This window comes from Microcoleus sp. SVA1B4 (assembly GCF_036700545.1).
In the GTDB taxonomy this organism is placed as follows: domain Bacteria; phylum Cyanobacteriota; class Cyanobacteriia; order Cyanobacteriales; family Microcoleaceae; genus Microcoleus.
In genome coordinates this window covers 1-23,344 of sequence record NZ_JAUBPB010000073.1, presented here as the reverse complement: position 1 = coordinate 23,344, position 23,344 = coordinate 1, and the positions used below count along the sequence as shown (strand labels likewise).

Here is a 23,344-nt window from a genome sequence, read left to right as displayed (position 1 = left end):
TGTGTAAATCCCCGAAAAGTGGTAAGATCCACTGCAAGAAGGAAAGAGGGGAGACCAGCAGTTAGTGCCAGCAGCGGGCCCTCCGACTCGCTACTGTGCGCGATCGAACACCCGACTGTGGGCGATCGCGCTCATGTAGCAAAAAAAGATAAAAAAATGAATATTAAATGAGGCAAAAAAAGAGAGTATGTTGGGACAAAAAGAAGAGTTGCAAAACTTTATTTTCCCTATATATATCGCGTCATCGAAGATAAAACAAGGTTTTCGACTCATATTACACGGATTAAGTTGTCGCCCTTTTAAAAAAATTAGCTGTTGATTATGACTTGTGGCATTTACAGCATAAGAATTTAAAATCTCCGATTGACAGAGGTAGAGTTCGGGGGGGAGTGCGTTTTACCGATGAATCTCTACGGCGAGGTTTGTAGGGATTTTCTGAAGTATTTGACGGAGTTGTTTTAGTTCAAAAAGGCATAACTTCTCAGCCGGAAGTTTTGTCGGCTTGGTCGAAATTGCGACAAGAAATCGAACTGTTGATGAAATAGTCGAAAATCAAGGATCGAGTCGGCAGTTGCGATCGCCCGCTGAGACTAAAATCAAGTAAATTTGCAAGTATTGGTCGATCGACCCCTCCTTACTCGACTATATTTGGATTCAAGGTTTGCTATACTCCAGAAATATACACATATTAACCTTTGGAAAATCAATAGGCCGGAGCTATGACATCCTATGCAACCTCTACAGCAAGAGCCGAGATGAGTGAGATCCGGCGCTTGAAAAACATACTGCCCCCAGAACTCCAAAGTTGGGTAACAGTAGAAAAAACAATAGAAGTTAATCCTACCCTGATCCGCAGCGAAGAAATAGGCAAAGACCAGGTAGAAATCCAAATAGACCTGATCCGCTGGGAACAGCTAGCAATGGATCAGCGCAACCTCCTATTTTGGCACGAAGTCGCCAGAATCCAAAACGACACCATTCCCAGAGACGGTTGGGAAATGGCAGCCCTCGCCATTGGTTTAGGCGGCGCTGTCGGCGAACTTTGGGTGCAAGACGGCTTGCTGCTGTTACTAGCCCTATCCCTGTGCGGCGTCTCCGGCTGGAGACTTTACCAAAAAAACAACGGAGAGAAAAGTTTAAAAGAAGCAATAGACGCCGACGAAAAAGCCCTCGCCCTAGCCACCCGCTTCGGCTACACTCTCCCAAACGCCTACAAAAGCCTCGGCAGCGCCTTAAAAACCTTAATCGAACAAACCTCCAAAAAACAGCAGCGGGCTAAATACGAAGCTCGTCTCCAGGCCCTCAAACGCAACGCAGCCAAAGCCAAAGCCAAAGTCAAACCCATCACCCGCGAAACCTCTCAGTCAGAAAACGTCTACAATTCTTAAGCTCATCCCCCCGACGCTTGTTACGGGGGTTTTCCAGTTAACCGTTAACTGTTGACTTCTGTGTTAGCTGTTAACTGTTAACTGCGATGGCTATCCGGTGCAAGACACGCACCAAAATGATTAACGACAAGATTAATCGGCCTGAATCCACAAAAATCTTGATTCCGATGTCAAAGTTTGGCCTCGACGGTGTTCAAAAATCTTTAGGCCAAAACTGGCACTGGTAGACTCAAGTCTATTTTTGCCTTTGATATCATTCTCGGTGGGCGAGTTGGCAGGCATTTTTGTAAAGTTTGTATAAAGCTAGCCTTTTGTTAACCATAATATTTGGTAAAGGTGGAGCTGCTAGGACAGAATAGGCTAAAGACATCAGCTTGAAATTTGAAACCAGGACTTCATGGTCAGTCAAACCCCAGAGGCAGATTTTCGGGTAACGTACTCGGACGAGATTCCCTCAGTTCACATACCCGTGCGCTTGAGCGTACTTGAAGCCGTAAACTTCAAGACAACCTGTCAGCAACTTTTTTCGGGCAGCACCGTTCCCAGCAAGATTGTCCTAGACTTCAGTCAGACGACATTCATCGACAGTAGCGGGATAGGTGCTTTAGTCAGCAATCTGAAATTTGCCAAACAGCGAGAGAGTGACTTGGTGCTCCGAAGCCTCAAGCCGCAGGTGATGGCAGTATTTGCTCTCACCAGCCTAGATCAAGTGCTGACGATCGAGCAGCCCTCTCCAACCTCAACTCCCACAGAGACCAAGCCCTCGGACAATCAGCTACCGATGACCCACCCTTCAGTGCAATCGTGGGTGAAGCGGCTGATAGATATCGTTGGGGCAATCGTCGGTTTGATAATTACAGGAATTTTGCTCGTACCCATAGCTGCAGCCATCACTATCAACGATCCAGGCCCGATATTTTTCGGTCAAACCCGCTGTGGCTGGATGGGCAGACAATTTCGGATTTGGAAATTTCGATCGATGTGTACCAACGCCGAAGCCATGAAAGACCAAATCAAAAACCAGGCTTCTGGCGCATTTTTCAAAAATGACAACGACCCGCGGATTACTAAAGTCGGGCGCATCTTACGCAAAACCAGCCTCGATGAACTGCCGCAGTTTTGGAACGTGCTCAAAGGCGAAATGAGTCTAGTCGGCACCAGACCGCCTACCCCAGACGAAGTAGAGCGCTACGAAGTCCCTCAGTGGCAGCGTTTGGATGTCAAACCCGGGATGACAGGGGAATGGCAAGTCAACGGTCGCTCTCAAGTCCGCGATTTTGAAGATGTCATCCGTTTAGATTTAAAATACCAACAAAACTGGAGCCTGGTGTATGACCTCAAACTAATTGTCAAAACTGTAACAGTCCTGTTTAACAAAAATAGTGGCGCTGTGTAGGAACCCTCAACAACCCACCGCTGAACTTTGAGGTGGTGTTGCCGACGGGGGGCGGGAACTCGAACTCGATACTTAGTCAAGCAGACGATCGCTAGCGATACCTACGTTAGCATTAAGTGTTAAAATTCACACGCCCAGAAAATGCACAGCTAGTTGCCAGCTCTGCAATCAGAGCATTAATAATTAGCAATTGACGAGTTCGAGTCATACTCGAATGATCCCAGCATGATTTTCGAGGACGAGAAGAACTCACCTGTGTTTAGAAAAGTAGCGACTGCTAACACAGTCGAAGCTTAAATCACTGCCTCCCAAGCTGACTCGGAAATTTTCCCTATTTAAACGCCCTACCGAGGCGGGTTACAGTATCGGAAGTCTCTCATTTGCTGTGCGAGTAAATGGTGCGAAAGGAATGCTCACCTTGAGGCAAAACGGGCTTCTTCAACTCAAGCTTGACTTAACTAATATGTTGCCAAGACCTTGCCCTCCTTTTTCTCTCCCTCCGGCGCTGAGTACAGCGGTGGTGGGGGCCGACCTGGGGGAAGAAAGATGAAAGACAAGCAACCAAAGGCCGAGTGGCACCTGCAGGTTGAAACAGACCTGAATGCTTTAACATCCGTTTTGGAATGGTTGGAGAATATCGTTTTGCCCATGATACCAGCGGATTTTTGGTGGCAGTGCCGACTGATAATCAACGAAGGCTTTACAAACGCTGTCCGCCACGCTCACCAGAACTTGCCCTCCACAACGCCCATAGACATTGAGGTAAAAGTGTTTGCCGATTACTTAGAAATTAGGATTTGGGACAGGGGTCAACCCTTCAACTTAGAAGCAAAGCTGCACTCGATTATGCAAGAGCAGCGCGATCCTTTGGACAGAGAAGGAGAAAGGGGACTGGTGTTCATGTACAAGCTCACAGACGACCTTCGGTATATCCGTACCGACGATCGCCGCAACTGCCTGGTAATGCGAAAAAACATTAGCTGAGGGCGCGATACCCGCCCGGTAAGGGCGGCTTCTTTCGCAAGCAGTGGAAGATCCCCTCGCTCCCTATTGTCCTACCTGGAACCCAACCACATCGTCTGCAATTCTGCGGGTGCAGGCTCGATGCACGCGACTGGAGGACAATTTGCTTCAAAATAAATATTATGCGTATTCTAATTTATTCCTATAACTACTATCCAGAGCCGATCGGCATTGCCCCCCTGATGACAGAACTAGCGCAAGGCTTAGTCAAGCGCGGCCACCAAGTCCGAGTCGTCACAGGAATGCCCAACTATCCGCAGCGCCGGATTTATCCGCAATATGAGGGCAAATTTTACCTCACCGAAGAACACAACGGCGTCACCATTCAGCGCAGCTATCTGCGCGTCAACGGCCCCCACCCCAGCCTCCTAGACCGACTTGTGCTAGACGGCAGTTTTGTAGTCTCCAGCGCCGTCCAAGCCTTCAGAGGCTGGCGTCCCGACGTGATTTTCTCGACCATGCCCCCTTTACCGATTTGCGTCCCAGTCGCCTTTTACGGCTGGATTCGCGCTTGCCCGATCGTCCTCAACGTTCAGGATATCGTCTCAGAAGCAGCCGTGCGCGTCGGCTTGGTCAAAAAAAACGGACTGCTAGTTGGCATTGCTGACGCCTTAGAAAAATTTGCCTACAACACAGCCAGCCAAGTCAGCGTCATCGACAGCGGTTTTGTCAAAAAATTGCACTCTCAGGGAGTACCCCCGGAAAAAATAGTTTGCGTTCCCAATTGGGTTGATGTCAATTTCATTCGGCCCTTACCCAAGGAAAGTAACTCATTTCGAGAAACTCACAAACTCAAGGGCAAATTTGTCGTTCTCTATGCTGGCAATATTGCCCTAACTCAAGGCTTGCAAACAGTTGTCCAAGCAGCGGCTCGTTTGAAACACATAACTGAAATTGCTTTTGTAATTGTGGGGGAATCAACAGCCTTGGCGCGCTTGCAACAAGATTGCGAAACTTACAAAGCTAATAATGTAATGTTGCTACCATTTGAACCGCGAGAAAAATTGCCGGAATTGTTAGCTGCTGCTGATGTTAGTTTAGTCGTACAAAAGCGTCGCGTTACTAACTTCAATATGCCTTCAAAAATTCAAGTAATTCTCGCCAGTGGTCGGGCAATTTTGGCGTCGGTTCCCGAAACTGGTACGGCCCAGAAAGCAGTGCAGCAAAGCGGTGGCGGGGTGGTGGTAGCGCCGGAAGATCCGCAAGCTTTGGCTGAGGCTGTTGAGGATTTGTACCTGCACCCTGCTAAGGTGGATGCCTTGGGCGAGCAAGGCAGAAATTATGCTGTAGAGAATTACGGATTTGAGGAAGCTTTGAATCATTATGAAGCTTTATTTGCGGCGGTGGCAGCGAGTCATGGTGAGAAAATATTGGAGCCTTTGCCGAAATGATCGCTAGGGGCGATCGCTCCGGTAAATGAAATCGATCCAGTTGACAAGATAAAATTAGTAAGATGGGTGTAGAATAGCAACTTAGGAATGAAAAATCAATAAATTGATGAGTTATCGGTTATAATGAATATAATAAAAAAAGTGTGAGATTACAATTTTCACTCCTAGACAGATAGACTCACAACAGATTTTTCTACTTAACTATTCTAATTAACTTTTAAACTCATGTTTTATTTAATTCAATTGACTCATAAATGATAAAATTTTATAAATCATTATCAGAAAAGGATAAAATAAGGTATGCAGCTTTCTTAAACTCAAAAATTAGGGTGGGGTGGAATTAGCTATGTAATGCAACTTGTGGGATGCAGTCGAAATACCCTCATCAAGGGATTGGAAGATTTAGAAAAAATGGACGAACCGACACTCAATAGTTCCAGGATCAGAAAGAAAGGAGGGGGAAGAAAAAGTATTCTGTCTACTCAAATAGGCATTGATGCAGCCTTTTTATAACTTTTAAAAAATTCACAGCCGGATACCCGATGAATGAATGAATCAAAGAAACTAATTTGACGCATAAAGAAATAGCTTCTGGATTACGGGCAGCAGGTTTTACCATTAGTCTCCCCTTAGTTGCCAAACTATTAAAAAAGCATGGGTATGTGAAACGAAAAGCTCAAAAAAAACAAACAATAGAAATCAATCAAAATCGGGATGCTCAATTTAAAAAAATTGCTAGACTTCATGCAGAGTATAGAGAATCCAGCAATCCTATCCAACCGTTTTGATACCAAAAAGAAAGAAATTTCAAGAACTTTGTATCGTCTGGGAACTCTTTATACAAAGGAACCTGTCACTACTTTCGCTCATGATTTTTGGAGTTTAGGTCACGGCAAAGTAATTCCCCAGGGAATTTATGATTGTTAATAAAATCGAGGATAGATAACATTAATAAATAGTAAAGATACCAGTTAATTAGCCTGTGACTATTTAAAAAACTGGTAGGAAAATTATGGTAAAGCTACCTAAGCTGTGGAGCATTTAAACCAGTAACGAGGCTTGTATGGTGCGTCAATAGATTTTAGATTTTAGATGAAAGAATTGACCCCACGTATAAATGCGGGGGGGTGAGGGTTTTCGATTTGAGATTTTGGATTGATTCCACGGATAAATCACGTGGCGGGTACCATAAAAAAATTCGTTGTCAGGAGTGAACACTTACGCGCTTATGCGGGAAACACTTCTGTAATGACGCACCTTACCTGGAGCGTTAATGGTTTAAATGCTCCACAGCTTAGGAATGAGAATTAAATAACTACCACTCTTGAAAGTGGGATGGGCGTCCCGCCCGTCCACTCATGACGGGCGGGACGCCCATCCCACAATAACAATTAAAATTGTAAGTTATTTAATTCCAGATCCTTACGTCTAAATACAATCAAGAAATAATATCGATTTTTTACTCATATTGCCAAGGATTGTAAAGGAGTAATTATTACTATTCAATAATTAGTAAAAGCTCTCGTGTAAAAAAATAAAAATGGAATATCTGCTGTAGAGGTAAATATTTTTAATAAATTAGATCAAACTGGTCGAAAGGCGGCTGATGATTTGTCAAATACAATGCAAATTATTTTCGAGTAATATTGGTCAAAATGGAATTATCGAGCCGTTCCCCAACAGGAGTAATTCATTAAGTTATTTATTTTTCATGCCCGATCGGCAGAGTATTGATCGAGACCTTTACCAAAGGAATTTTGGAAAAGCATGGGCTCAGTCAAAACATCACTATTTTTTTCTACTGCGATACTCATCGTTTCAGATACAGCATATTCTGTGGTTCATAAAGTACATTGCCAGCTATATTGTGTGGTGTTAATCCTCCGGGTGCGGATCTGCTTCATATTTGATAAAACTTGCAGATTGACGGGTATCCGCACCTTACACGGGCTAGAAAATTGTGTGTACTACATATACATAGAATATGCTGTAAATAAGGTGGACGATATGCCCAACTAGAAAATGCAACTATGTCCTCAGAACCTTTGGGTGGAGGCAAACAAATGCCAAACGGACACGCACCATTATTCCGATTTGTCGATCGCTCCCAAAGACGAGTCTGATGAATTCGCTCAGACTTCGCCTCTTCTGGATGGTGAACCCATAACAATTCCAACATTGCGTTATGGAAAAAGAAACAGCGATTGGCTGTACCTTGTCCGCGATGAATGCGAGATCCACCCTCAACTAAACCGAAGGATGATAGGCGATCGGCTTCGGGAGCACCAATATCAGTAAGGATGAAAAGATGGTCGAATTCAAATGTCATAGCATTATTCATCGAATTGCTCGATCGCTCAAATAATTTTAACCCTCTGTGATGGCTTTCCTTCCGATCGCCGCGCTGATGCTGCACTGCGTACTGACCAAAGTCCCAAACCTCAACTCAGTCAATCTTTCCCAATCTAAAATCTAAAATCTAAAATCTAAAATCGCGCAATCGATCGCCCAAAACCTCAACTCAGTAAATATTCCCCAATCTAAAATCTAAAATCTAAAATCTAAAATCGCTCGCCCCAACCTTTCCCAAGCTTCAAGTTACAACCAGATTGAGGAACCATCCGCCCGCATCCAGCAGTCTCAACATCCAGTTACCGACAATTCTGCTAAAGTCAGGTCATCATCCGGTGCATCTTGTAGAGACGTGATTCGCAGCCTCTGCCCCCAAAGCAGTAAAATCCCATCACATTGTCACCTGCCACCCGATCGGCAGTAAGTTAAAAATTAAGGTAGTTTGAAAATAATCGCCCAAAATTGAAAGAAACCTTGACATCTGACCTAAACTCTCTAACTTAGACCCTCTAGCTGCGCTGCCATCCATATTTAAAAGATGCCATGTCAACCTTAGTCATCGTCGAATCTCCTACCAAAGCCCGCACCATCCGCAACTTCCTGCCCTCCACCTACCGTGTAGAGGCATCGATGGGCCATGTCCGCGACCTACCATCCTCCGCCGAAGAAATACCAGAAGCCGTTAAAGGAGAAAAATGGGCGCAACTGGGCGTAAACGTGGAAGCAGACTTTGAACCCCTCTACGTCATCCCGAAAGATAAAAAGAAAATTGTTAAAGAACTCAAAGACGCCCTCAAAGACGCCACAGAACTGATTCTAGCCACTGACGAAGACCGGGAAGGCGAAAGCATTTCCTGGCATTTGCTGCAAATCCTCAAACCCAAAGTGCCCATCAAGCGGATGGTATTCCACGAAATCACCCGCGAAGCAATCCGCGACGCTTTGACTCACTGTCGCGATATCGACAATCGAGTTGTACAAGCCCAAGAAACTCGCCGAATTCTCGACAGACTCGTCGGTTACACTCTCTCCCCGCTACTGTGGAAAAAAATCGCTTGGGGTTTGTCCGCCGGTAGAGTCCAGTCAGTCGCAGTCAGGCTTTTGGTGCGCCGGGAACGGGAACGCCGCGCTTTCCGCCAAGGTAGCTACTGGGATTTAAAAGCAACTTTGACCCCCCCCAACCCCCCCCTTGGTAAGGGGGGGGCTTCGGACAATCCCCCCCTTGGTAAGGGGGGACAGGGGGGTGCCTTTGATGCCAAACTCGTGACAGTCGGCAATGTAAAAGTTGCAAATGGCAGCGATTTTGATGAAAATACCGGGCAAATTATCGCAGGCCGCCGCGTACTTTTGCTGAACGAAGAACAGGCGCGGGCTTTACTTTCACGCATTCAAAACAAACCTTGGACTGTCACGAATCTCGAAGAACGGCCAGTCACCCGCAAACCCTCGCCACCGTTTACGACCTCGACTTTGCAGCAGGAAGCTAACCGCAAACTGAGGCTGGGTGCGCGGGAAACCATGCGAATTGCCCAAAGCCTCTACGAACGCGGTTTTATCACCTATATGCGGACGGATTCGGTGCATTTGTCCGAACAGGCGATCGAAGCGGCGCGCAGTTGCGTGCAAGAACTTTACGGTAGCGAATACCTCAGCCCCCAACCGCGCAAATACACCACGAAAAGCAAAGGCGCGCAGGAAGCCCACGAAGCTATCCGTCCCGCCGGCAGCACTTTTCGGACTCCGCAGCAAACGGGATTGGATGGGATTGATTTCCGCCTCTATGATTTGATTTGGAAGCGGACTGTCGCTTCTCAAATGGCCGATTCCCGCCAAACTCACGTTACGGTACAAACTCAGGTAGAAGATGCGGGTTTCCGTTCCAGCGGCAAACGCATTGATTTTCCAGGCTTTTTGCGGGCCTACGTGGAAGGTTCCGACGATCCAGATGCGGCGTTGGAAGACCAGGAGGTGATTTTGCCGGCGCTGAAGGTGGGGGATAAACCTAATTGTAAGGATTTAGGGGCAGTTGGGCACGAAACTCAACCTCCCGCCCGCTACACGGAAGCTTCTCTGGTCAAAATGCTCGAAAGCGAAGGTGTGGGCCGTCCGAGTACCTATGCGAGTATTATCGGTACAATTGTCGATCGGGGATACGCCAAATTAATAGCTAACGCCCTCATTCCGACATTCACCGCTTTCGCCGTCACGACTTTATTGGAAACACATTTTCCCGATTTAGTAGACACTGGTTTTACTTCCCGAATGGAACAAACCCTCGATGAAATTGCCACCGGCGAGGCGAAATGGCTGCCGTATTTGCAAAAGTTTTATACAGGGGAAACGGGACTCGCAACCCAAGTTAAAGAACAGGAAAGTCAGATTGACGCGAAAGTTGCCCGAACTGTGGTTTTGGAGAATATTTCTGCTAAAGTCTGCATCGGCAAATTCGGCGCATACCTGGAATCTGAAAGCGAAGAAGGCCTGGTAAAAGCATCGATTCCCCAAGATTTGACGCCGGCCGATTTAGATCCGGATCAAGTGGAGTTTCTGTTAAAGCAAAAAATGGAAGGCCCGGAAAAATTGGGTCTTCACCCGGAAACCGGGGAACCGATTTATGTGCTGATTGGCAGTTATGGGCCATACGTTCAGTTAGGAGAAGTTTCGGAAACGAACAAGAAACCGAAGCGGGCTTCTTTACCGAAGGGGACGGATAAGGATAGCGTGACGCTGGATATGGCGGTGAGTTTGTTGACTTTACCTCGGTTGTTGGGATCTCACCCGGAGACGGGGGCGAAGGTGCAAGCTAATTTGGGGATGTACGGGCCTTATGTGGTGCATGACCAGGGTAAGGTGGGGAAAGATTATCGATCGATCAAACCGCCGGATGATGTTTTGACGATCGAGCTCGATCGGGCATTAGAGTTATTATCGCAGCCGAAAGCCGCCCGCGGCCGCAGCAAATCAGCCACACCTTTGAAGGAATTGGGCGCGCATCCCGAGTCGGGAGAATTGATCAATGTTTACGACGGCCGCTACGGCCCCTATGTGAAACACGGCGATATCAATGCTTCTTTGTCGAAGGATGAATCTGTGGAGAATTTCACCTTACAAAAAGCACTGGATTTGTTAGCAGCGAAGGAAGCGGCGGGAGGCGGAAAATCTAGCAGCAAGTCGAAGAAGTCAACAAAGACAACTGTGGCGAAATCGGAAACTGCCACGAAGAAGACTGCGGCGAAGAAAACGACTGCTAAGAAGACGACGACTGCGGCGAAGAAAACGACTACTAAGAAGGCGGCGACTGCGACAACAGCCAAGAAAACAACTAAGTAAAATTAGTTGAGTTTACGCACTGTACGGTCAGAAACCGGGTTTTTTGCGAAAATAATTTGTTTTAGCAGACAGATTGGGTAAAAAACTCGGTTTCTTCGATCGCGCCGTGCGTAAGTAGGTCGGCTCTTTCTAAAGTAATCCTTTCGTTCTCATGATACAATCAAAACTATCCATGTAGTAATTGGAGTAATTGAATCACCATGATAGCTGAACTTATGGTACAACCTTCCTACTGGATCGATCGTGAGATTTCGATTCAGAAAGTCAGAAATCTTTACTTATTCAAATTTACGGAAAATCTGCAAGCCCGATTAGAAGAACTAGCCGACAGAAAAAAGGCTAATCTTTTAACTTCAGAAGAGGTTGTAGAATTAGCAAGCTTACTAGAACTAGATCGGATTTTTACCTTAATTAACGCTAAAGTTATAGCAGCCTCATGTCCGTAAACCGCGCTACTCGAAATTTAGTAAGAAGTAGAGCAAATTTTCTTTGTGAATATTGCCATTCAGCGGAAGAAAGTAGCTCTACTCTATTTACGATAGATCATATTTTACCTCGCTCGATTGGTGGTAGCGATGAGCTTGAAAACTTAGCTTTAGCTTGTCATCGCTGTAATAATAATCGCTATAATTTTGTCACTGGTACTGACCCAGAAACAGAACAAGAAGTAACTTTGTTTAACCCCCGTCAACAGCAATGGTCTGAGCATTTTAACTGGTCTGCGGATGGTTTAGAAATAAGGGGTATTACTCCAACAGGTAGGGGAACCTGCGATCGATTAGACCTTAACGATCTATATCATAATGAAGGAGCGATTATCAGAGCTCGTCGTTTATGGATTAGGGCCGGGTGGCATCCTCCCTCTGGCGATCTTCGCCAGAATTCATAATTTTGTCGAAGGATGAATCTGTGGAGAATTTCACCTTACAAAGAGCACTGGAATTGTTAGCAACGAAGGAAGCGGCGGGAGGCGGTAAATCTAGCAGCAAGTCGAAGAAGTCAACTAAGACTGCGGCGGAGAAATCGGAGACTGCAACGAAGAAGACTGCGGCGAAGAAAACTACTGCTAAGAAGACGGCGACTGCGGCGAAGAAAACCACGACTAAGAAGGCTGCGACGGCGACTGCGACTAAGAAGAAGACAACGTGATTTTAGTTTAGTTTTCACTGATCGAGAAACCCGGACGGTGTAGGGGCGGTGCGACCCCTACTCCCCGTGCCGCCCGGTTTTTTTGTTGGTAAAATACTGCACAAATTTAGGTTTGTAGTAAGGACTTCAGTCCTTAAAATTCGGCTTGAGTATAGTAGGGCATAAGGTCTCTTGAATTCAATTAAGATATGGACGGCGGCCCTGAGCGATAGACACGAATCACTTTTTTCGTCAATGTCTCAGCAGTAGATATTGCATCATTAATATTAGCAGTCAGTCTAGCAATATCGTCATCTCGCGTGCAGGCAATAATACCACAGTGGTCAGGTTGCAGCTTGTGCAGTTGAAAGAAATCCCGTCGGTTGACGGTCAAAACAGCCCGATTTTCAATGATGGCAAATGCTAATACATCCTCATCAGGTAGTCCAGCATTTCCTGCTTCTTGAACAGTCAGGACATCATGCCCCAAAGACCGCAGGTTTTGCACGACTTGCCGAGGAAATTGTTCGTCTGCGTAGAGACGCGCCATAGGTTTATTTGATATTTTCAGGTGTATCTAATATTTCGTCAGCCTCATCTTGCAGTCTAATTGCTTCCTCAATTTCGTCAGGATAAGCTTCAGCATAAGCCCAAACATTTACTAAATCAGCGGCACTCAGATGGGGATAGCAATCTAGGATAAAAGCATCGGTAGCGCCGTCATTGTGATAGCTGGCGATCAACCAAACGGGAATGCGAGTATTGTCAATACAAGCATCGCCGCCCATCACGCCGGGAGTTTTTGTAATCGGGCGTCCGCTGTTTTTCAGACTTTGAGTTAAGATGCTGATTGCCTCAGCTTTCTCGGTTGGCGTTAATGCCTTGAGTTGCGCTTCTAATTCTGGGATTGTCATAGAGCTTATTTGATTTATGAATTATGTATGTATTTCATATTGTAGGGCGATATCCCTATTAGTTAGGTTTGTTGCAAAACGTTGTGAATTAATTCTGCTGCTAGTTCTAGCTTATCGCGGTGAGTAAGGGCTTCCATGTCAACGGTGACTGCTGAGCGGCGCTTGGATGTGGGTGCGGCTGGGGGTGTGGCGGGCAATTCCAAGGTTTCGTAGAAATAATCGATAGGTTTGCTGTAGACGGCGGCGAAGGCGGGTAGCTCCCTCTCGGCGTCTACTTTGCGCTTGCCGTGTTCGATACACGAGATGGCTTGTTGGCTCAGGGTTATCCCGTAGCGCAGCTCTAACTGCTCAATAACTTGCTCTTGGGTTAATCCGAGTGCTTCGCGGGTAGCCTTGAGGCGCTTGCCAAGGGAGAACGCCATATCAGGAAATCATGTAAAGGACAAGGAAATCCTATATTTTTCCTTAAGAAACCTCTATCCGATAAATCACTAGCTATACGATAATCATGTAAATCAAGATTCCGATGGGTTCTACCCACTCAGAAGACTTGCGGACAAACCAGAAACCTTGTGTAGGAGAAGTGAAATGAACGAAATAGTTGAAAAAGCTCAACAGGCAATTGCTACACCCGAAGTGCAAGAGATGTTGAAGAAGTTATCTGAATATGGTTTAGGTGTGTTTATGCCACATATGCACGATCCAGAAACAGGTGACTTTGCCCCGCTTCCTTCAGGGATAGTAGCCGTAGAGGATAATCTACAAGTATCTTTTCATCATGCTTCTGAACCAGAAGTTTCTAACGCTAGACCTGTTGGTTGGGTTTGGGATAATTCTTCTCAAGCAGCTATGGTTTGTACTTATTGTATTGAGTTTAGCGGACGACATAGTAAAAACAAGCATACTTAGGATTCGATACCTGCTTTATTTTCTATTGATTAGTCAGCCGACAATTACAGGATCTACATCATGGCAAATGAGAAACCCCCGGACATCAGAGACCCCAATGCTTTTGAAGCAAAAGATGGAAAAAAATGCCCTTCGTGTGGCGGAACAGGAAAAATAAAGCCTGAAAAAGCTGTTAGAGAGGCCGTTTGCCAAAAGTGTAATGGCAAGGGGTACTATATCTAAACGATTTTTGTTGATTGAGTACAGTGTGAGATAAGTCCAGTTTTATCTCACTCTATGCCTGAAAAGGTAGAAAACAGTTGTTATTATCAAATATTTTTGGTTTAACAACGTAAGGTCTATTATTCCACAGGAGTTGACTATGAAATTTTCCGCTGACCGTACAGAGAAAAAAGGACCTTTGGGAGGAGCTTACTACGAAACATATATCAAAATAACTTTGACACCAGAAGAGGAAAATATTGCCCACAAACAAGGCATTATGAGAACGATAATTTTCGGAGGTAGCAGTTCTGATGACCCTGAAACAATAGAGGCGATGCGTCTTTGTGGTCGGTTACAAATAAGAATGGGAGATTTAATCGAAGGGATTACTGTTAAAGTTGGTAGCGGTCAAGAACTGGGAAGGCTTGCAGGGTTTGAAGATTTGATAAAACAGCGTTGTAAAAACTTCAAGTCCAACCTTGAAGCAGATCAGTTTTTTGGCTCTGGCGGGTCTAAAGACGAAGAGGAGTTATAGGCTCGGATCGTGGAGTAATTTGTTCTGAGTTTTGTTTAGAAATGGAGAGATAAAATGTCAAACAAGCCAATGAAAGACGATCGCACTGAGAATCGTGCGTCAGCAAAAGATAAAGTAGAGCAAGTGGTTACAAAACTCAAGCTAACTAAAAATGAGCGAAGAGAGCTACATGAACGCTTAGAAGACTACATGAGCTACGAGGAAATACTGGAACTTGCAAAAAGTATGTTCCAACAACAGTCAGAAGGCCGTTGGTAAATAATGAAGGGATAAAAAAGCATCGCCATTTTTCCCAATCCCGGACAAAAGAGCGATCGCACTTTTTTCAACATCTCGATGAAAGTGCGATCGCTCTTTTTTACAAATTTTGCACTTACTCAGTATTAATTTCAGTTAAATCAGTCAGTTTTATATCATTTGTGCGTTCGATCGCACCACCCACCCTATCTCTGACCTCGCGCTGGTCTAAAATCTCCTCAGTCGCCAAAAAGGCCATATGTGCGATCGACCATTTGTGACCCTCAAACCTTTTAAGGAGAAATGTCTGTTGGCGGATGCCATCCAGCACTAACCCACTGACGCCTGACAGTAACAGCAATATGATTGTTTAGTTGTAGTGCTGTGACTGTTGCGCGACCGCAATCTGTAAGTCCAATAATTTCTGTAGCGTCTTCACTCCAAGCAAAATTTTGTGACCATTGTTGAGTGCGCGAATTAAACAATTTAACGTGCTTTTGCGTGACCGGATCTAATGCGTCAGTTTGGGTTCCTTTGTAATTATTGCACAGACTACAAGCCAGCCAGAGATTTTCTTCCTCGTCAGTACCGCCAATCGCTTTAGGAATAATATGGTCAATTTCCAATATTCCCAGGACATACATTTGTAAACTGCGACAATAACCGCACCGATTTTGAGCTTGTGCGCGAACTCTGGCTCTAACTTGTTCAGAAATTGCCATTTTGATTATCCTTTCAATGGTTCGAGCAAGCCGCGCCGCACAGCTTCATTTAAGGCTTGAGCTTGTCGCAATAGTCGAGTTTCATATATGTGGATTAATGCCTGCAATTCAGCCAGTTCTACAGATGCGATCGTACCGGATTGTTGGCGGTCTAGCAATTCACTCAATCGTTGTTCTTGGAGTGGTTGCAGCCGGAGTTGAGTCTGAGTGATTACTTCTGAATCAGACAGTGCTGATACTGGTTTAGCGGTTGGTAAGAGAAAATTTTCCAGAGTTTCTACTAGAATCTCACTCACGGTGCGGTGGCGTTGCAGCGCTAGCAATTCTGCTTGGTGATAGACTTCATCTGGCAGATTTAGGGTGATTTGGGCGGTCATAGGTGCAAAGCTATGAAACTAATATTTATATTATGCCATATTTTACTTGGAGTATTAGACATCTGCCCAAAAGAAATGAAGAAGGAACTCGCTTGCTAAAAATACGGCGACAGCGACAAAGAAGAAAACTAAGTGAAATTAGTTGAGTTTTCACACATCCAGAAACCCGGCTTATTAAAAAAACCGAGTTTCTTTATTTATAAAATACTAGACAAGCTGGCAAAAATAGGTTTGTACTTCCGTCCTTAAAATTCTCTTCGGTTCTCTTCCTTTGTCTCATAAACGTCTGCGGGGTTCCATCGCGCCTATTTTTTTTGAGACATATCAACTCAAACTCTTGTCAGGGCTCACTTTTCAGCTTACTTGTCACCCGTCAGCAAAATCATCCTATTTACTTATTGACAATTGCTCCTCTCTGTTAAATTGTCATGAATCGAACATATAAGGTTAAAAATTGTATCGTAAGCAACAGAAAGTACCCAATCTTTTATGTAGGGCTCTACAATGGACAAAAGAAACAAGATTAAGAGGCGCGATCGCTATGGGTATCAATGAAAATCTAGACTGGGAAGAAGCATTTGAGTACCGAGCGGGCTTAACAGTGGAGTTGAAGTCCCAGCCAGGTGTTTTCGATACGATCGCTTACTATGAAGTGATGATGGTACCGCCCATCTGGTTAGAAAATGACCCCCGTCCCCGCTATCCTCACGAACTGCGAGTCGTTTCGCAGCAGCCAACTGTGTCCAATATTTGCCGGATTTCAGAGTGCCCTGTTTTAGTCGCTTCCTAGGTTTTTTCAGCGGGAAATATCGGCGATAGCCTCTAGCCAGCAATCAAACCGATGCAGTGATTTTCGGATTGAGATTGCTTTAGTTTACTTTGTGGCGATCGCTTAAGATATAGATTGCGCCGAGAGTGCGATCGACTCGAATCACTTGACCTGTTAATGTTTCAAGTGAGGAAATAGTGTGATTAAGGTTAGCAGCCATTCTGTTAAATCATCCTCTCCCCTACAGACAATGTATTCCAGCATGATCAGACTGTAAGCTGTGCAGTGTGATAAAATGACGGCTATTTAGAGTTAAAACAGCTCGATTTTCACTGACTGCAAAAGCTAACACTTCTTCGTGCGGATTTTTTGGTTATCTTTTCCGGCTGCTTGCAGTGTCAGAATATTGTGAATCATAGAACCCAGCAATTCTACAACCACTCTGGGAAATAGTTCGTCAGTATCAACACGCGCCATCATCTTAATCCTCGTGATTCTCGCGGGTATCTATTTCAATTTCATTTGAAAAAGCCGTCGCATAAGCCCAGGCATTTGCTAAATCAGTAGCTTTTAGTGTGGGATACTTATCTAAGAGTTTGGATTCGTTGATATCCAAGCGGCGAAAACTCACCAGCATTAAAACACGAAGACGGCGCTTTTTGATACAAGCCTCACCGCCACACACACCGAGAGTTTTGCTAATTCATTGTTAGGTGTTAGCTCAGTTTTGGGTTAATAATTAGATAATTTTAGCTTGATTTTTTGGCGTTAAGCCTAGGAGTTCTGCTTCTAATTCTTTAATTGTCATAGCACCTATTTGATTGAATAACTCTGTAGGTATTTGCTATTATACTCAATTCCTTTCTCTCTGCTCTCTTCATCTGCGCCCTCTGCGCTTCTGCGGTTAATAAAAAAAAGGCCGTGCACAAATGAAATCGCATTGCTATATCTTTTTAACTTCTTGATAAATCTGTAAATTATAAAAATTGCTCACCGTTTTACCCTGAGCTTAAACTAACATAAAAAACTTTAACAGAAAAGGAGTCATACCATTTTAGATTTTAGATTTTAGATTTTAGAATTGGGAATGACTGAGGACATAAAACTTTGGATTTTGCCTAGAGTTGCATTTTTTTTGAATAACTGGTATTAGCCATCAGCAGGCACAAACTAAAATCAACTTCAGGTATAAATCATGATGACTTCTACCTTGAGAAGCATATTTTTCGGGACTTGCACAACTTCTCCCACCCGCTGCAGCACATACGCATCAGGTGCCCAGTGAACACTCTCCGCAAGCTCTTGTGTAAATCCTATTTTATATTACTGAATTCCTTGATCCCCGCAAATCTCTATCTTTATTACCTCGATATTGTGCGATGTTTAGCCATAAATTAACATTGATTTAAACTTTTATGGAGACATAAACGAGCTAGAATTCAATAGTTGGTGTGGAAGACATGGAGTTTAAATACAAAATGTCACAGATAACCAATTAATATCGATCGCACTTCACGATCGCACTTGACAAAACAACCACAACTCAGGAGTCAATCGCTGATGATGCTAGGAACAACCGAGATCCCGCAATTAAAGCCGCTTTCCGACTCAGAACTACACAAAATGAACGCCTACTGGCGGGCGGCAAACTACCTATCCGTCGGACAAATCTATCTCCTCGACAACCCCCTACTCAAAGAACCCCTCAAAATCGAACACGTCAAACCGAGACTCCTCGGACATTGGGGCACCACTCCAGGCCTAAACTTCATCTACGTTCACCTCAACCGCATCATCAAAGCCCAAGACATCAACGCCATCTACATCGCAGGCCCTGGACACGGCGGGCCGGGCTTGGTGGCCAACACCTATCTCGAAGGCACTTACAGCGAATATTACTCGAACATTTCCGAAGATGAAGAGGGTATCAAACGGCTGTTCAAACAGTTCTCCTTTCCCGGCGGTATCCCCAGCCACGTCGCCCCGGAAACCCCCGGTTCGATTCACGAAGGCGGCGAACTCGGCTACGCCCTAGTCCACGCTTACGGGGCAGTCTTCGACAATCCCGATTTGATTGTGGCGGCCGTTGTCGGTGACGGGGAAGCCGAAAGTGGCCCGCTAGCTGCTAGCTGGCATTCTAACAAGTTTCTCAACCCGGTTCGCGACGGGGCCGTGTTGCCGATTTTGCACTTGAATGGCTACAAAATTGCCAATCCAACTCTGTTGGCCCGCATTCCGCAGGAGGAATTGGAAAGTTTGATGGTCGGTTACGGCTACAAACCTTATTGGGTGGAAGGTTCAGACCCGGAAACCATGCACCAGTTGATGGCTGCAACTCTCGATACGGCGATCGGCGAAATTAAGGCGATTCAGGAAAAAGCGCGGACAGAGGGCTATTCCGGCCGTCCCCAGTGGCCGATGATTGTGATGAAAACTCCCAAAGGCTGGACGGGGCCGAAGGAAGTTGACGGTAAGAAAACAGAGGATTATTGGCGATCGCACCAAGTCCCACTTTCGGAAATGGCTTCTAAGCCGGGACACGTCCAACTCCTCGAAGATTGGATGAAAAGCTACAAGCCGGAAGAACTCTTCGACGAAAACGGCAAGTTAATTCCTGAATTAGCAGAACTCGCGCCCAAGGGCGATCGACGTATGGGGGCAAATCCCCACGCTAACGGCGGCCTGCTGCTGCGAGACTTGAAAATGCCGAAATTTGAAGACTACGCCATTGACGTGCAAAAACCGGGCACTGTAATGGCAGAAGCAACCCGCGTTTCCGGCCGCTTCCTGCGAGACGTGATGACACTGAATCAAGAGAACGCCAATTTCCGCATTGTCGGGCCTGACGAGACGGCCTCAAATCGCCTCGATCCGGTGTTTGAAGTGACGAACCGGGTGTGGGCGGGGGAAATTTTGCCCGAAGACGACCACATCTCCCCCGATGGCCGGGTGATGGAAGTCCTCAGCGAACATCTATGTCAGGGATGGCTGGAAGGCTATTTGCTGACGGGACGCCACGGCTTTTTCTCCTGCTACGAGGCGTTTATTCACATCATCGATTCGATGTTCAACCAACACGCCAAGTGGTTGAAAACTACTCGTCACATTCCTTGGCGCCGACCGATCGCATCTCTGAATTACTTACTAACTTCTCACGTTTGGCGACAAGACCACAACGGTTTTTCTCACCAAGATCCGGGTTTTATCGACCACGTAATTAACAAGAAAGCGGAAGTGGTGCGGATTTATTTGCCGCCCGATGCGAATACTTTGCTGTCAGTAACGGATCACTGTCTCCGCAGTCGCCACTATGTCAACGTGATTATTGCAGGGAAGCAGCCGGCATTGCAGTATTTGGATATGGATTCTGCGATTAAACACTGTACCGCCGGCATCGGCATTTGGGAGTGGGCTAGTAACGATAAAGGTGGCGAACCCGATGTGGTGATGGCTTGCGCGGGTGATGTTCCGACGCTGGAAACTTTGGCTGCAGTTGACATTCTCCGCCGAGATTATCCCGATTTAAAAGTGCGGGTGGTGAATGTGGTGGATTTGATGACGCTGCAACCTGCTAGCGAACATCCCCACGGTTTGTCTGACAAGGATTTTGATACTTTGTTCACGAAAGATAAGCCTGTGATTTTTGCTTTTCACGGCTATCCTTGGCTGATTCACCGCTTGACTTATCGCCGGACAAATCACCCGAATATTCACGTTCGGGGTTACAAGGAAGAGGGAACGACTACGACGCCGTTTGATATGGTGGTGATTAATGACCTCGATCGATTCCATTTAGTTGGAGATGTACTCGATCGCGTTCCAAAACTGATTTCTGTCGCAGCTTACGGCAAACAAGCTATCCGTGACAAGCTGATCGAACACAGGCACTATATCAACGAACACGGCGATGATATGCCGGAAATCCGCGACTGGAAGTGGCCGCACGCGGGCCCGGTTTCGCCGGAAGCGCCGAAGGAAACGAAAGATCCGACAACGACAGGAGATCAAACTGTGCGATCGGGTGCACCGGGCTAGGGATATTCTGGGTAGGGACACGGCATTGCCGTGTCCGGCACAGCGATCGGGGATTAGGAAACGGCAGTGCCGTGTCCCTACAGGCGATATTCCTCTGCGGTTCGTTCAATAAAAGTCTCTTTCAACTATCAAATAAAATTGGTATATATGAGCTTAAAAATCTACTTTGTACGACACGGTGAAACGACTTACAGCCAAACAGGTGGCTTCTGCGGCGCTATCGATCCAGAATTAACAGCAGAAGGTGTTAAAATGGCAGCACAGTTTGCTGCTACTTACGCAAAATTGCCTTGGAATGCTGTTTATGTCAGTCCGATGAAACGCACAATTGCTACTGCAAAACCTTTGTGCGATGCTGTGGGAATAGAAATGCAGCTTCGCGACGGACTGAGGGAAATTAAGTACGGTGAGTGGGAGGGCAAAACAGTAGAAGAGGTCAAAGAAGAATACGAAGAAGATTATATTAATTGGCTGACTGAACCTGCTTGGAATGCACCAAACGGCGGCGAAACTTCGGTGCAAATTGCCAGTAGAGCTTCCTTAGTTATTGCAGAAATTGAGGAAAAATATAAGAATGGAAATGTGTTGGTTGTCTCCCACAAAGCAACTATTAGAATTATTCTGTGCAGTCTGTTGGGGATTGATTTGGGTCGTTATCGCGATCGCATTGCCGCTTTAGCAGCTTCTGTCAGTATTGTCAAGTTTGATGTTCGCGGGCCGCTGCTGGAAGTTTTGGGCGATCGATCGTACATGGATGAAACTCTGCGGAATTTACCCGGTACTTGAAATTGCGGGTAGGGTGCGCGCACTGCCTACCCTAAATTCTGCAACTAAATCGCGCCTATGTTAGACAATCCTAAAATAGCACCTGCTCCCAAAATATGACCAAATGCCATAGTTCCCACAACTGCACCCAAACTCAAACCGCCGAACATACTCGATGAGGGCATTGCTGGGCCTGTGTGAGGCTTTTGGATGGTTGATTTGCCGATCGCAATAGCTAAAATATTGCAAAGAATCATAATCAAACCGATCGTGGGGCTCCACTCTAGGGTTCTGGGGGCAACGGCAAGTAAAATTGGTGTAAACATCGATCGACTCCTTAAACTTTAGTCAATGAAAATCTGCCTAGAAGATATATCAAAAAAATGCAACTGTTCGCTACACATTGCATTAACAGTTAATTTTTCGACATTTTTCTTAATATTTTTCCCAGGATATCAAGATTTCTTCGTCTGTGCAGGCGGATGAAAGTTTGACAAGATGCGATTGCAATCGCCTAGCGTCGAAAGAACGAATCAACAGGAAATAATCAAGCATGAAAATACTGGTGTTAAATGCGGGTTCTAGCAGTCAAAAGAGCTGTCTTTACGAATTAAACGATGTCCTGCCCGATCGACCTTTGGAACCCCTCTGGGAGGCTCAAATAGACTGGACTCACCAGCAGGGTATAGCAGAGTTGAAAGTCAAAACAGCAAAAGGCGATCGGCTTGAGGAGGAATTTGCATCCGAGTCTCGCCAAGATGCTATTTCTCGAATGCTGGAGAGTCTTTGGAAGGGAAAAACTCAAACAATTAATGATTTAAAGGAGATTGATATTGTCGGCCACCGCGTCGTACATGGCGGACAAGATTATCAGCAAAGTACGTTAATTTCGCCGGATGTTAAACAGGCGATCGCCCGTTTATCTGTTTTCGCCCCTGTCCACAATCCCGTTAACCTCGAAGGTATCGAAGCGATTGAAAAAATCCTCGGAAATGTGCCGCAAGTAGCAGTATTTGATACAGCTTTTCACGCACAATTGCCGCCCGCCGCCTTTGTTTATCCCGGCCCCTATGAATGGCTGGAAAATGGGATTCGGCGTTACGGTTTTCACGGGATTAGCCATCAATATTGCGCGCGTCGGGCAGCCGACATTCTGGGTCAAGATTTGGCAGATTTGCGGTTGATTAGCTGTCATTTGGGCAACGGATGTTCTCTGGCGGCCATTCGCGGTGGCTGGAGTGTGGACACGACGATGGGATTTACGCCTCTGGAAGGATTGATGATGGGAAGTCGATCGGGTTCGATCGATCCAGGCATTCTCATTCATCTGTTAAAGCAATCCGATTTTACTGCTGAGAAACTTGATGGTATTCTCAATCGAAATTCTGGTTTAAAAGGGATTTCAGGCGTGTCTAGCGATCTGCGGCAGATTGGAGATGCGATCGCCCAAGGTAATGAAAGAGCTCAACTTGCTTTGGATATTTACCTCCACCGTTTGCGTGCCGGAATTGGTGCCATGCTGGCGAGTTTAGGAGGGTTGGATGCCTTAATTTTTACGGCGGGAGTTGGCGAAAATTCTGCTCTTGTACGGGCTGCAGCTTGCGAAGCTTTTGGATTTATCGGGTTAAAATTGGATGAGGATAAAAATCAACATTCACAGATCGATCGAGATATTGCGGCAGTGGATTCAGCGGTGAGAATTTTGGTAATTCACACGCAGGAGGATTGGGAGATTGCGCGAGAATGCTGGAAACTTTCTCACTAAGGAATGAGAATTAAATAACTTCCAGAAGTTGGTGGGATGGGCGTCCCGCCCGTCCTTTTTGGACGGGCGGGACGCCCATCCCACAATAAAAAATAAAATTGTTA

At 45.7% G+C, this 23,344-nt stretch carries 27 protein-coding genes; 17 read left to right on the top strand and 10 right to left on the bottom strand.

Annotated elements, in window-relative coordinates; all coding sequences use genetic code 11:
* Positions 1–18: 18 nt before the first annotated feature.
* The 6 genes from QT987_RS24950 (at position 19) to QT987_RS24925 (ending at position 5,986) form a co-directional block, all read left to right on the top strand.
* Positions 19–171, top strand: a complete 153-nt coding sequence (locus QT987_RS24950; RefSeq protein ID WP_333245623.1) for a hypothetical protein — start codon at positions 19–21, stop codon at positions 169–171.
* Between the two features lie 548 nt (positions 172–719).
* Positions 720–1,388 (top strand): DUF3318 domain-containing protein, encoded by a 669-nt coding sequence (locus QT987_RS24945; protein ID WP_333056576.1) that lies wholly within the window; start codon positions 720–722, stop codon positions 1,386–1,388.
* 397 nt (positions 1,389–1,785) lie between these two features.
* The gene (locus tag QT987_RS24940) at positions 1,786–2,784 is read left to right on the top strand and encodes a sugar transferase (RefSeq protein ID WP_333245620.1); all 999 of its coding nucleotides are present in this window, start codon (positions 1,786–1,788) and stop codon (positions 2,782–2,784) included.
* Between the two features lie 546 nt (positions 2,785–3,330).
* Positions 3,331–3,768, top strand: a complete 438-nt coding sequence (locus QT987_RS24935; protein WP_333056578.1) for an ATP-binding protein — start codon at positions 3,331–3,333, stop codon at positions 3,766–3,768.
* A gap of 161 nt (positions 3,769–3,929) precedes the next feature.
* Positions 3,930–5,198 carry a WcaI family glycosyltransferase gene (locus tag QT987_RS24930; RefSeq protein ID WP_333211975.1) on the top strand — a complete coding sequence of 423 codons (1,269 nt, stop codon included), beginning with the start codon at positions 3,930–3,932 and terminating at the stop codon, positions 5,196–5,198.
* Between the two features lie 569 nt (positions 5,199–5,767).
* Positions 5,768–5,986, top strand: a complete 219-nt coding sequence (locus tag QT987_RS24925; protein WP_333245617.1) for an ISAzo13-like element transposase-related protein — start codon at positions 5,768–5,770, stop codon at positions 5,984–5,986.
* 1,112 nt (positions 5,987–7,098) lie between these two features.
* On the opposite strand, the gene QT987_RS24920 is transcribed toward QT987_RS24925, so the two are convergent.
* Positions 7,099–7,614, bottom strand: coding sequence for a hypothetical protein (locus QT987_RS24920; protein ID WP_333245614.1), 516 nt, complete (start codon positions 7,612–7,614; stop codon positions 7,099–7,101).
* Between the two features lie 479 nt (positions 7,615–8,093).
* Here QT987_RS24920 and topA point away from each other — a divergent pair, with 479 nt between their 5' ends.
* The 4 genes from topA (at position 8,094) to QT987_RS24900 (ending at position 12,029) form a co-directional block, all read left to right on the top strand.
* On the top strand, positions 8,094–10,880 hold the full coding sequence (topA, locus tag QT987_RS24915) for a type I DNA topoisomerase (protein ID WP_333245612.1): 2,787 nt from the start codon (positions 8,094–8,096) through the stop codon (positions 10,878–10,880).
* A gap of 200 nt (positions 10,881–11,080) precedes the next feature.
* A complete protein-coding gene (locus QT987_RS24910; RefSeq protein ID WP_015178580.1) occupies positions 11,081–11,326 on the top strand; it encodes a hypothetical protein in 246 nt (81 codons plus the stop codon).
* The gene (locus QT987_RS24905; RefSeq protein ID WP_333245609.1) at positions 11,317–11,769 is read left to right on the top strand and encodes an HNH endonuclease signature motif containing protein; all 453 of its coding nucleotides are present in this window, start codon (positions 11,317–11,319) and stop codon (positions 11,767–11,769) included. The genes QT987_RS24910 and QT987_RS24905 overlap by 10 nt, the downstream gene beginning before the upstream one ends.
* Positions 11,730–12,029, top strand: a complete 300-nt coding sequence (locus tag QT987_RS24900) for a topoisomerase C-terminal repeat-containing protein (protein WP_333245606.1) — start codon at positions 11,730–11,732, stop codon at positions 12,027–12,029. Before QT987_RS24905 ends, QT987_RS24900 begins: the two co-directional genes overlap by 40 nt.
* A gap of 181 nt (positions 12,030–12,210) precedes the next feature.
* Here QT987_RS24900 and QT987_RS24895 read toward each other — a convergent pair whose 3' ends face one another.
* The 3 genes from QT987_RS24895 to QT987_RS24885 all read right to left on the bottom strand — a co-directional run bounded on the left by QT987_RS24895 (position 12,211) and on the right by QT987_RS24885 (position 13,344).
* A complete protein-coding gene (locus tag QT987_RS24895) occupies positions 12,211–12,558 on the bottom strand; it encodes a DUF5615 family PIN-like protein (RefSeq protein ID WP_333056587.1) in 348 nt (115 codons plus the stop codon).
* Positions 12,559–12,562: 4 nt separating this feature from the next.
* On the bottom strand, positions 12,563–12,922 hold the full coding sequence (locus tag QT987_RS24890) for a DUF433 domain-containing protein (protein WP_333245603.1): 360 nt from the start codon (positions 12,920–12,922) through the stop codon (positions 12,563–12,565).
* A 62-nt stretch (positions 12,923–12,984) separates the two neighbouring features.
* Positions 12,985–13,344, bottom strand: a complete 360-nt coding sequence (locus QT987_RS24885; RefSeq protein ID WP_333245601.1) for a helix-turn-helix transcriptional regulator — start codon at positions 13,342–13,344, stop codon at positions 12,985–12,987.
* 166 nt (positions 13,345–13,510) lie between these two features.
* On the opposite strand from QT987_RS24885, the gene QT987_RS24880 reads away from it, so the two are divergent.
* The 3 genes from QT987_RS24880 (at position 13,511) to QT987_RS24870 (ending at position 14,828) form a co-directional block, all read left to right on the top strand.
* Positions 13,511–13,831 (top strand): hypothetical protein, encoded by a 321-nt coding sequence (locus tag QT987_RS24880; RefSeq protein ID WP_194069375.1) that lies wholly within the window; start codon positions 13,511–13,513, stop codon positions 13,829–13,831.
* A 361-nt stretch (positions 13,832–14,192) separates the two neighbouring features.
* Positions 14,193–14,570, top strand: coding sequence for a hypothetical protein (locus QT987_RS24875; RefSeq protein WP_194069379.1), 378 nt, complete (start codon positions 14,193–14,195; stop codon positions 14,568–14,570).
* Between the two features lie 54 nt (positions 14,571–14,624).
* The gene (locus QT987_RS24870) at positions 14,625–14,828 is read left to right on the top strand and encodes a hypothetical protein (protein WP_194069381.1); all 204 of its coding nucleotides are present in this window, start codon (positions 14,625–14,627) and stop codon (positions 14,826–14,828) included.
* 272 nt (positions 14,829–15,100) lie between these two features.
* Here the strand turns inward: QT987_RS24870 and QT987_RS24865 are convergent, their stop codons facing one another.
* Positions 15,101–15,529, bottom strand: a complete 429-nt coding sequence (locus QT987_RS24865; protein ID WP_333245596.1) for an HNH endonuclease signature motif containing protein — start codon at positions 15,527–15,529, stop codon at positions 15,101–15,103.
* A 5-nt stretch (positions 15,530–15,534) separates the two neighbouring features.
* Entirely contained in the window at positions 15,535–15,906 is a 372-nt protein-coding gene (locus QT987_RS24860; protein ID WP_006634749.1) for a hypothetical protein, read from the bottom strand.
* 541 nt (positions 15,907–16,447) lie between these two features.
* On the opposite strand from QT987_RS24860, the gene QT987_RS24855 reads away from it, so the two are divergent.
* The gene (locus QT987_RS24855; RefSeq protein WP_333245592.1) at positions 16,448–16,696 is read left to right on the top strand and encodes a hypothetical protein; all 249 of its coding nucleotides are present in this window, start codon (positions 16,448–16,450) and stop codon (positions 16,694–16,696) included.
* 220 nt (positions 16,697–16,916) lie between these two features.
* Here QT987_RS24855 and QT987_RS24850 read toward each other — a convergent pair whose 3' ends face one another.
* Genes QT987_RS24850 through QT987_RS24840 form a run of 3 tightly spaced genes read right to left on the bottom strand, consistent with a single transcriptional unit; the run spans position 16,917 to position 17,378 of the window.
* On the bottom strand, positions 16,917–17,027 hold the full coding sequence (locus QT987_RS24850; RefSeq protein WP_333245590.1) for a hypothetical protein: 111 nt from the start codon (positions 17,025–17,027) through the stop codon (positions 16,917–16,919).
* On the bottom strand, positions 17,021–17,155 hold the full coding sequence (locus QT987_RS24845) for a hypothetical protein (protein ID WP_333245587.1): 135 nt from the start codon (positions 17,153–17,155) through the stop codon (positions 17,021–17,023). The genes QT987_RS24850 and QT987_RS24845 overlap by 7 nt, the downstream gene beginning before the upstream one ends.
* 1 nt (position 17,156) lies before the next feature.
* Positions 17,157–17,378, bottom strand: coding sequence for a DUF433 domain-containing protein (locus QT987_RS24840; protein WP_333245656.1), 222 nt, complete (start codon positions 17,376–17,378; stop codon positions 17,157–17,159).
* Between the two features lie 857 nt (positions 17,379–18,235).
* On the opposite strand from QT987_RS24840, the gene QT987_RS24835 reads away from it, so the two are divergent.
* Both QT987_RS24835 and QT987_RS24830 read left to right on the top strand, forming a co-directional pair.
* Complete coding sequence (locus QT987_RS24835; protein WP_333245653.1) at positions 18,236–20,710, top strand: phosphoketolase family protein; 2,475 nt, start codon at positions 18,236–18,238, stop codon at positions 20,708–20,710.
* Between the two features lie 147 nt (positions 20,711–20,857).
* On the top strand, positions 20,858–21,496 hold the full coding sequence (locus tag QT987_RS24830; RefSeq protein WP_333245584.1) for a histidine phosphatase family protein: 639 nt from the start codon (positions 20,858–20,860) through the stop codon (positions 21,494–21,496).
* A 44-nt stretch (positions 21,497–21,540) separates the two neighbouring features.
* Here QT987_RS24830 and psaK read toward each other — a convergent pair whose 3' ends face one another.
* The gene (gene psaK, locus QT987_RS24825; RefSeq protein WP_333245581.1) at positions 21,541–21,801 is read right to left on the bottom strand and encodes a photosystem I reaction center subunit PsaK; all 261 of its coding nucleotides are present in this window, start codon (positions 21,799–21,801) and stop codon (positions 21,541–21,543) included.
* A gap of 227 nt (positions 21,802–22,028) precedes the next feature.
* Between psaK and QT987_RS24820 the strand changes: the two genes are divergently transcribed.
* Positions 22,029–23,240, top strand: a complete 1,212-nt coding sequence (locus QT987_RS24820; protein ID WP_333245578.1) for an acetate kinase — start codon at positions 22,029–22,031, stop codon at positions 23,238–23,240.
* Positions 23,241–23,344 lie beyond the last annotated feature (104 nt).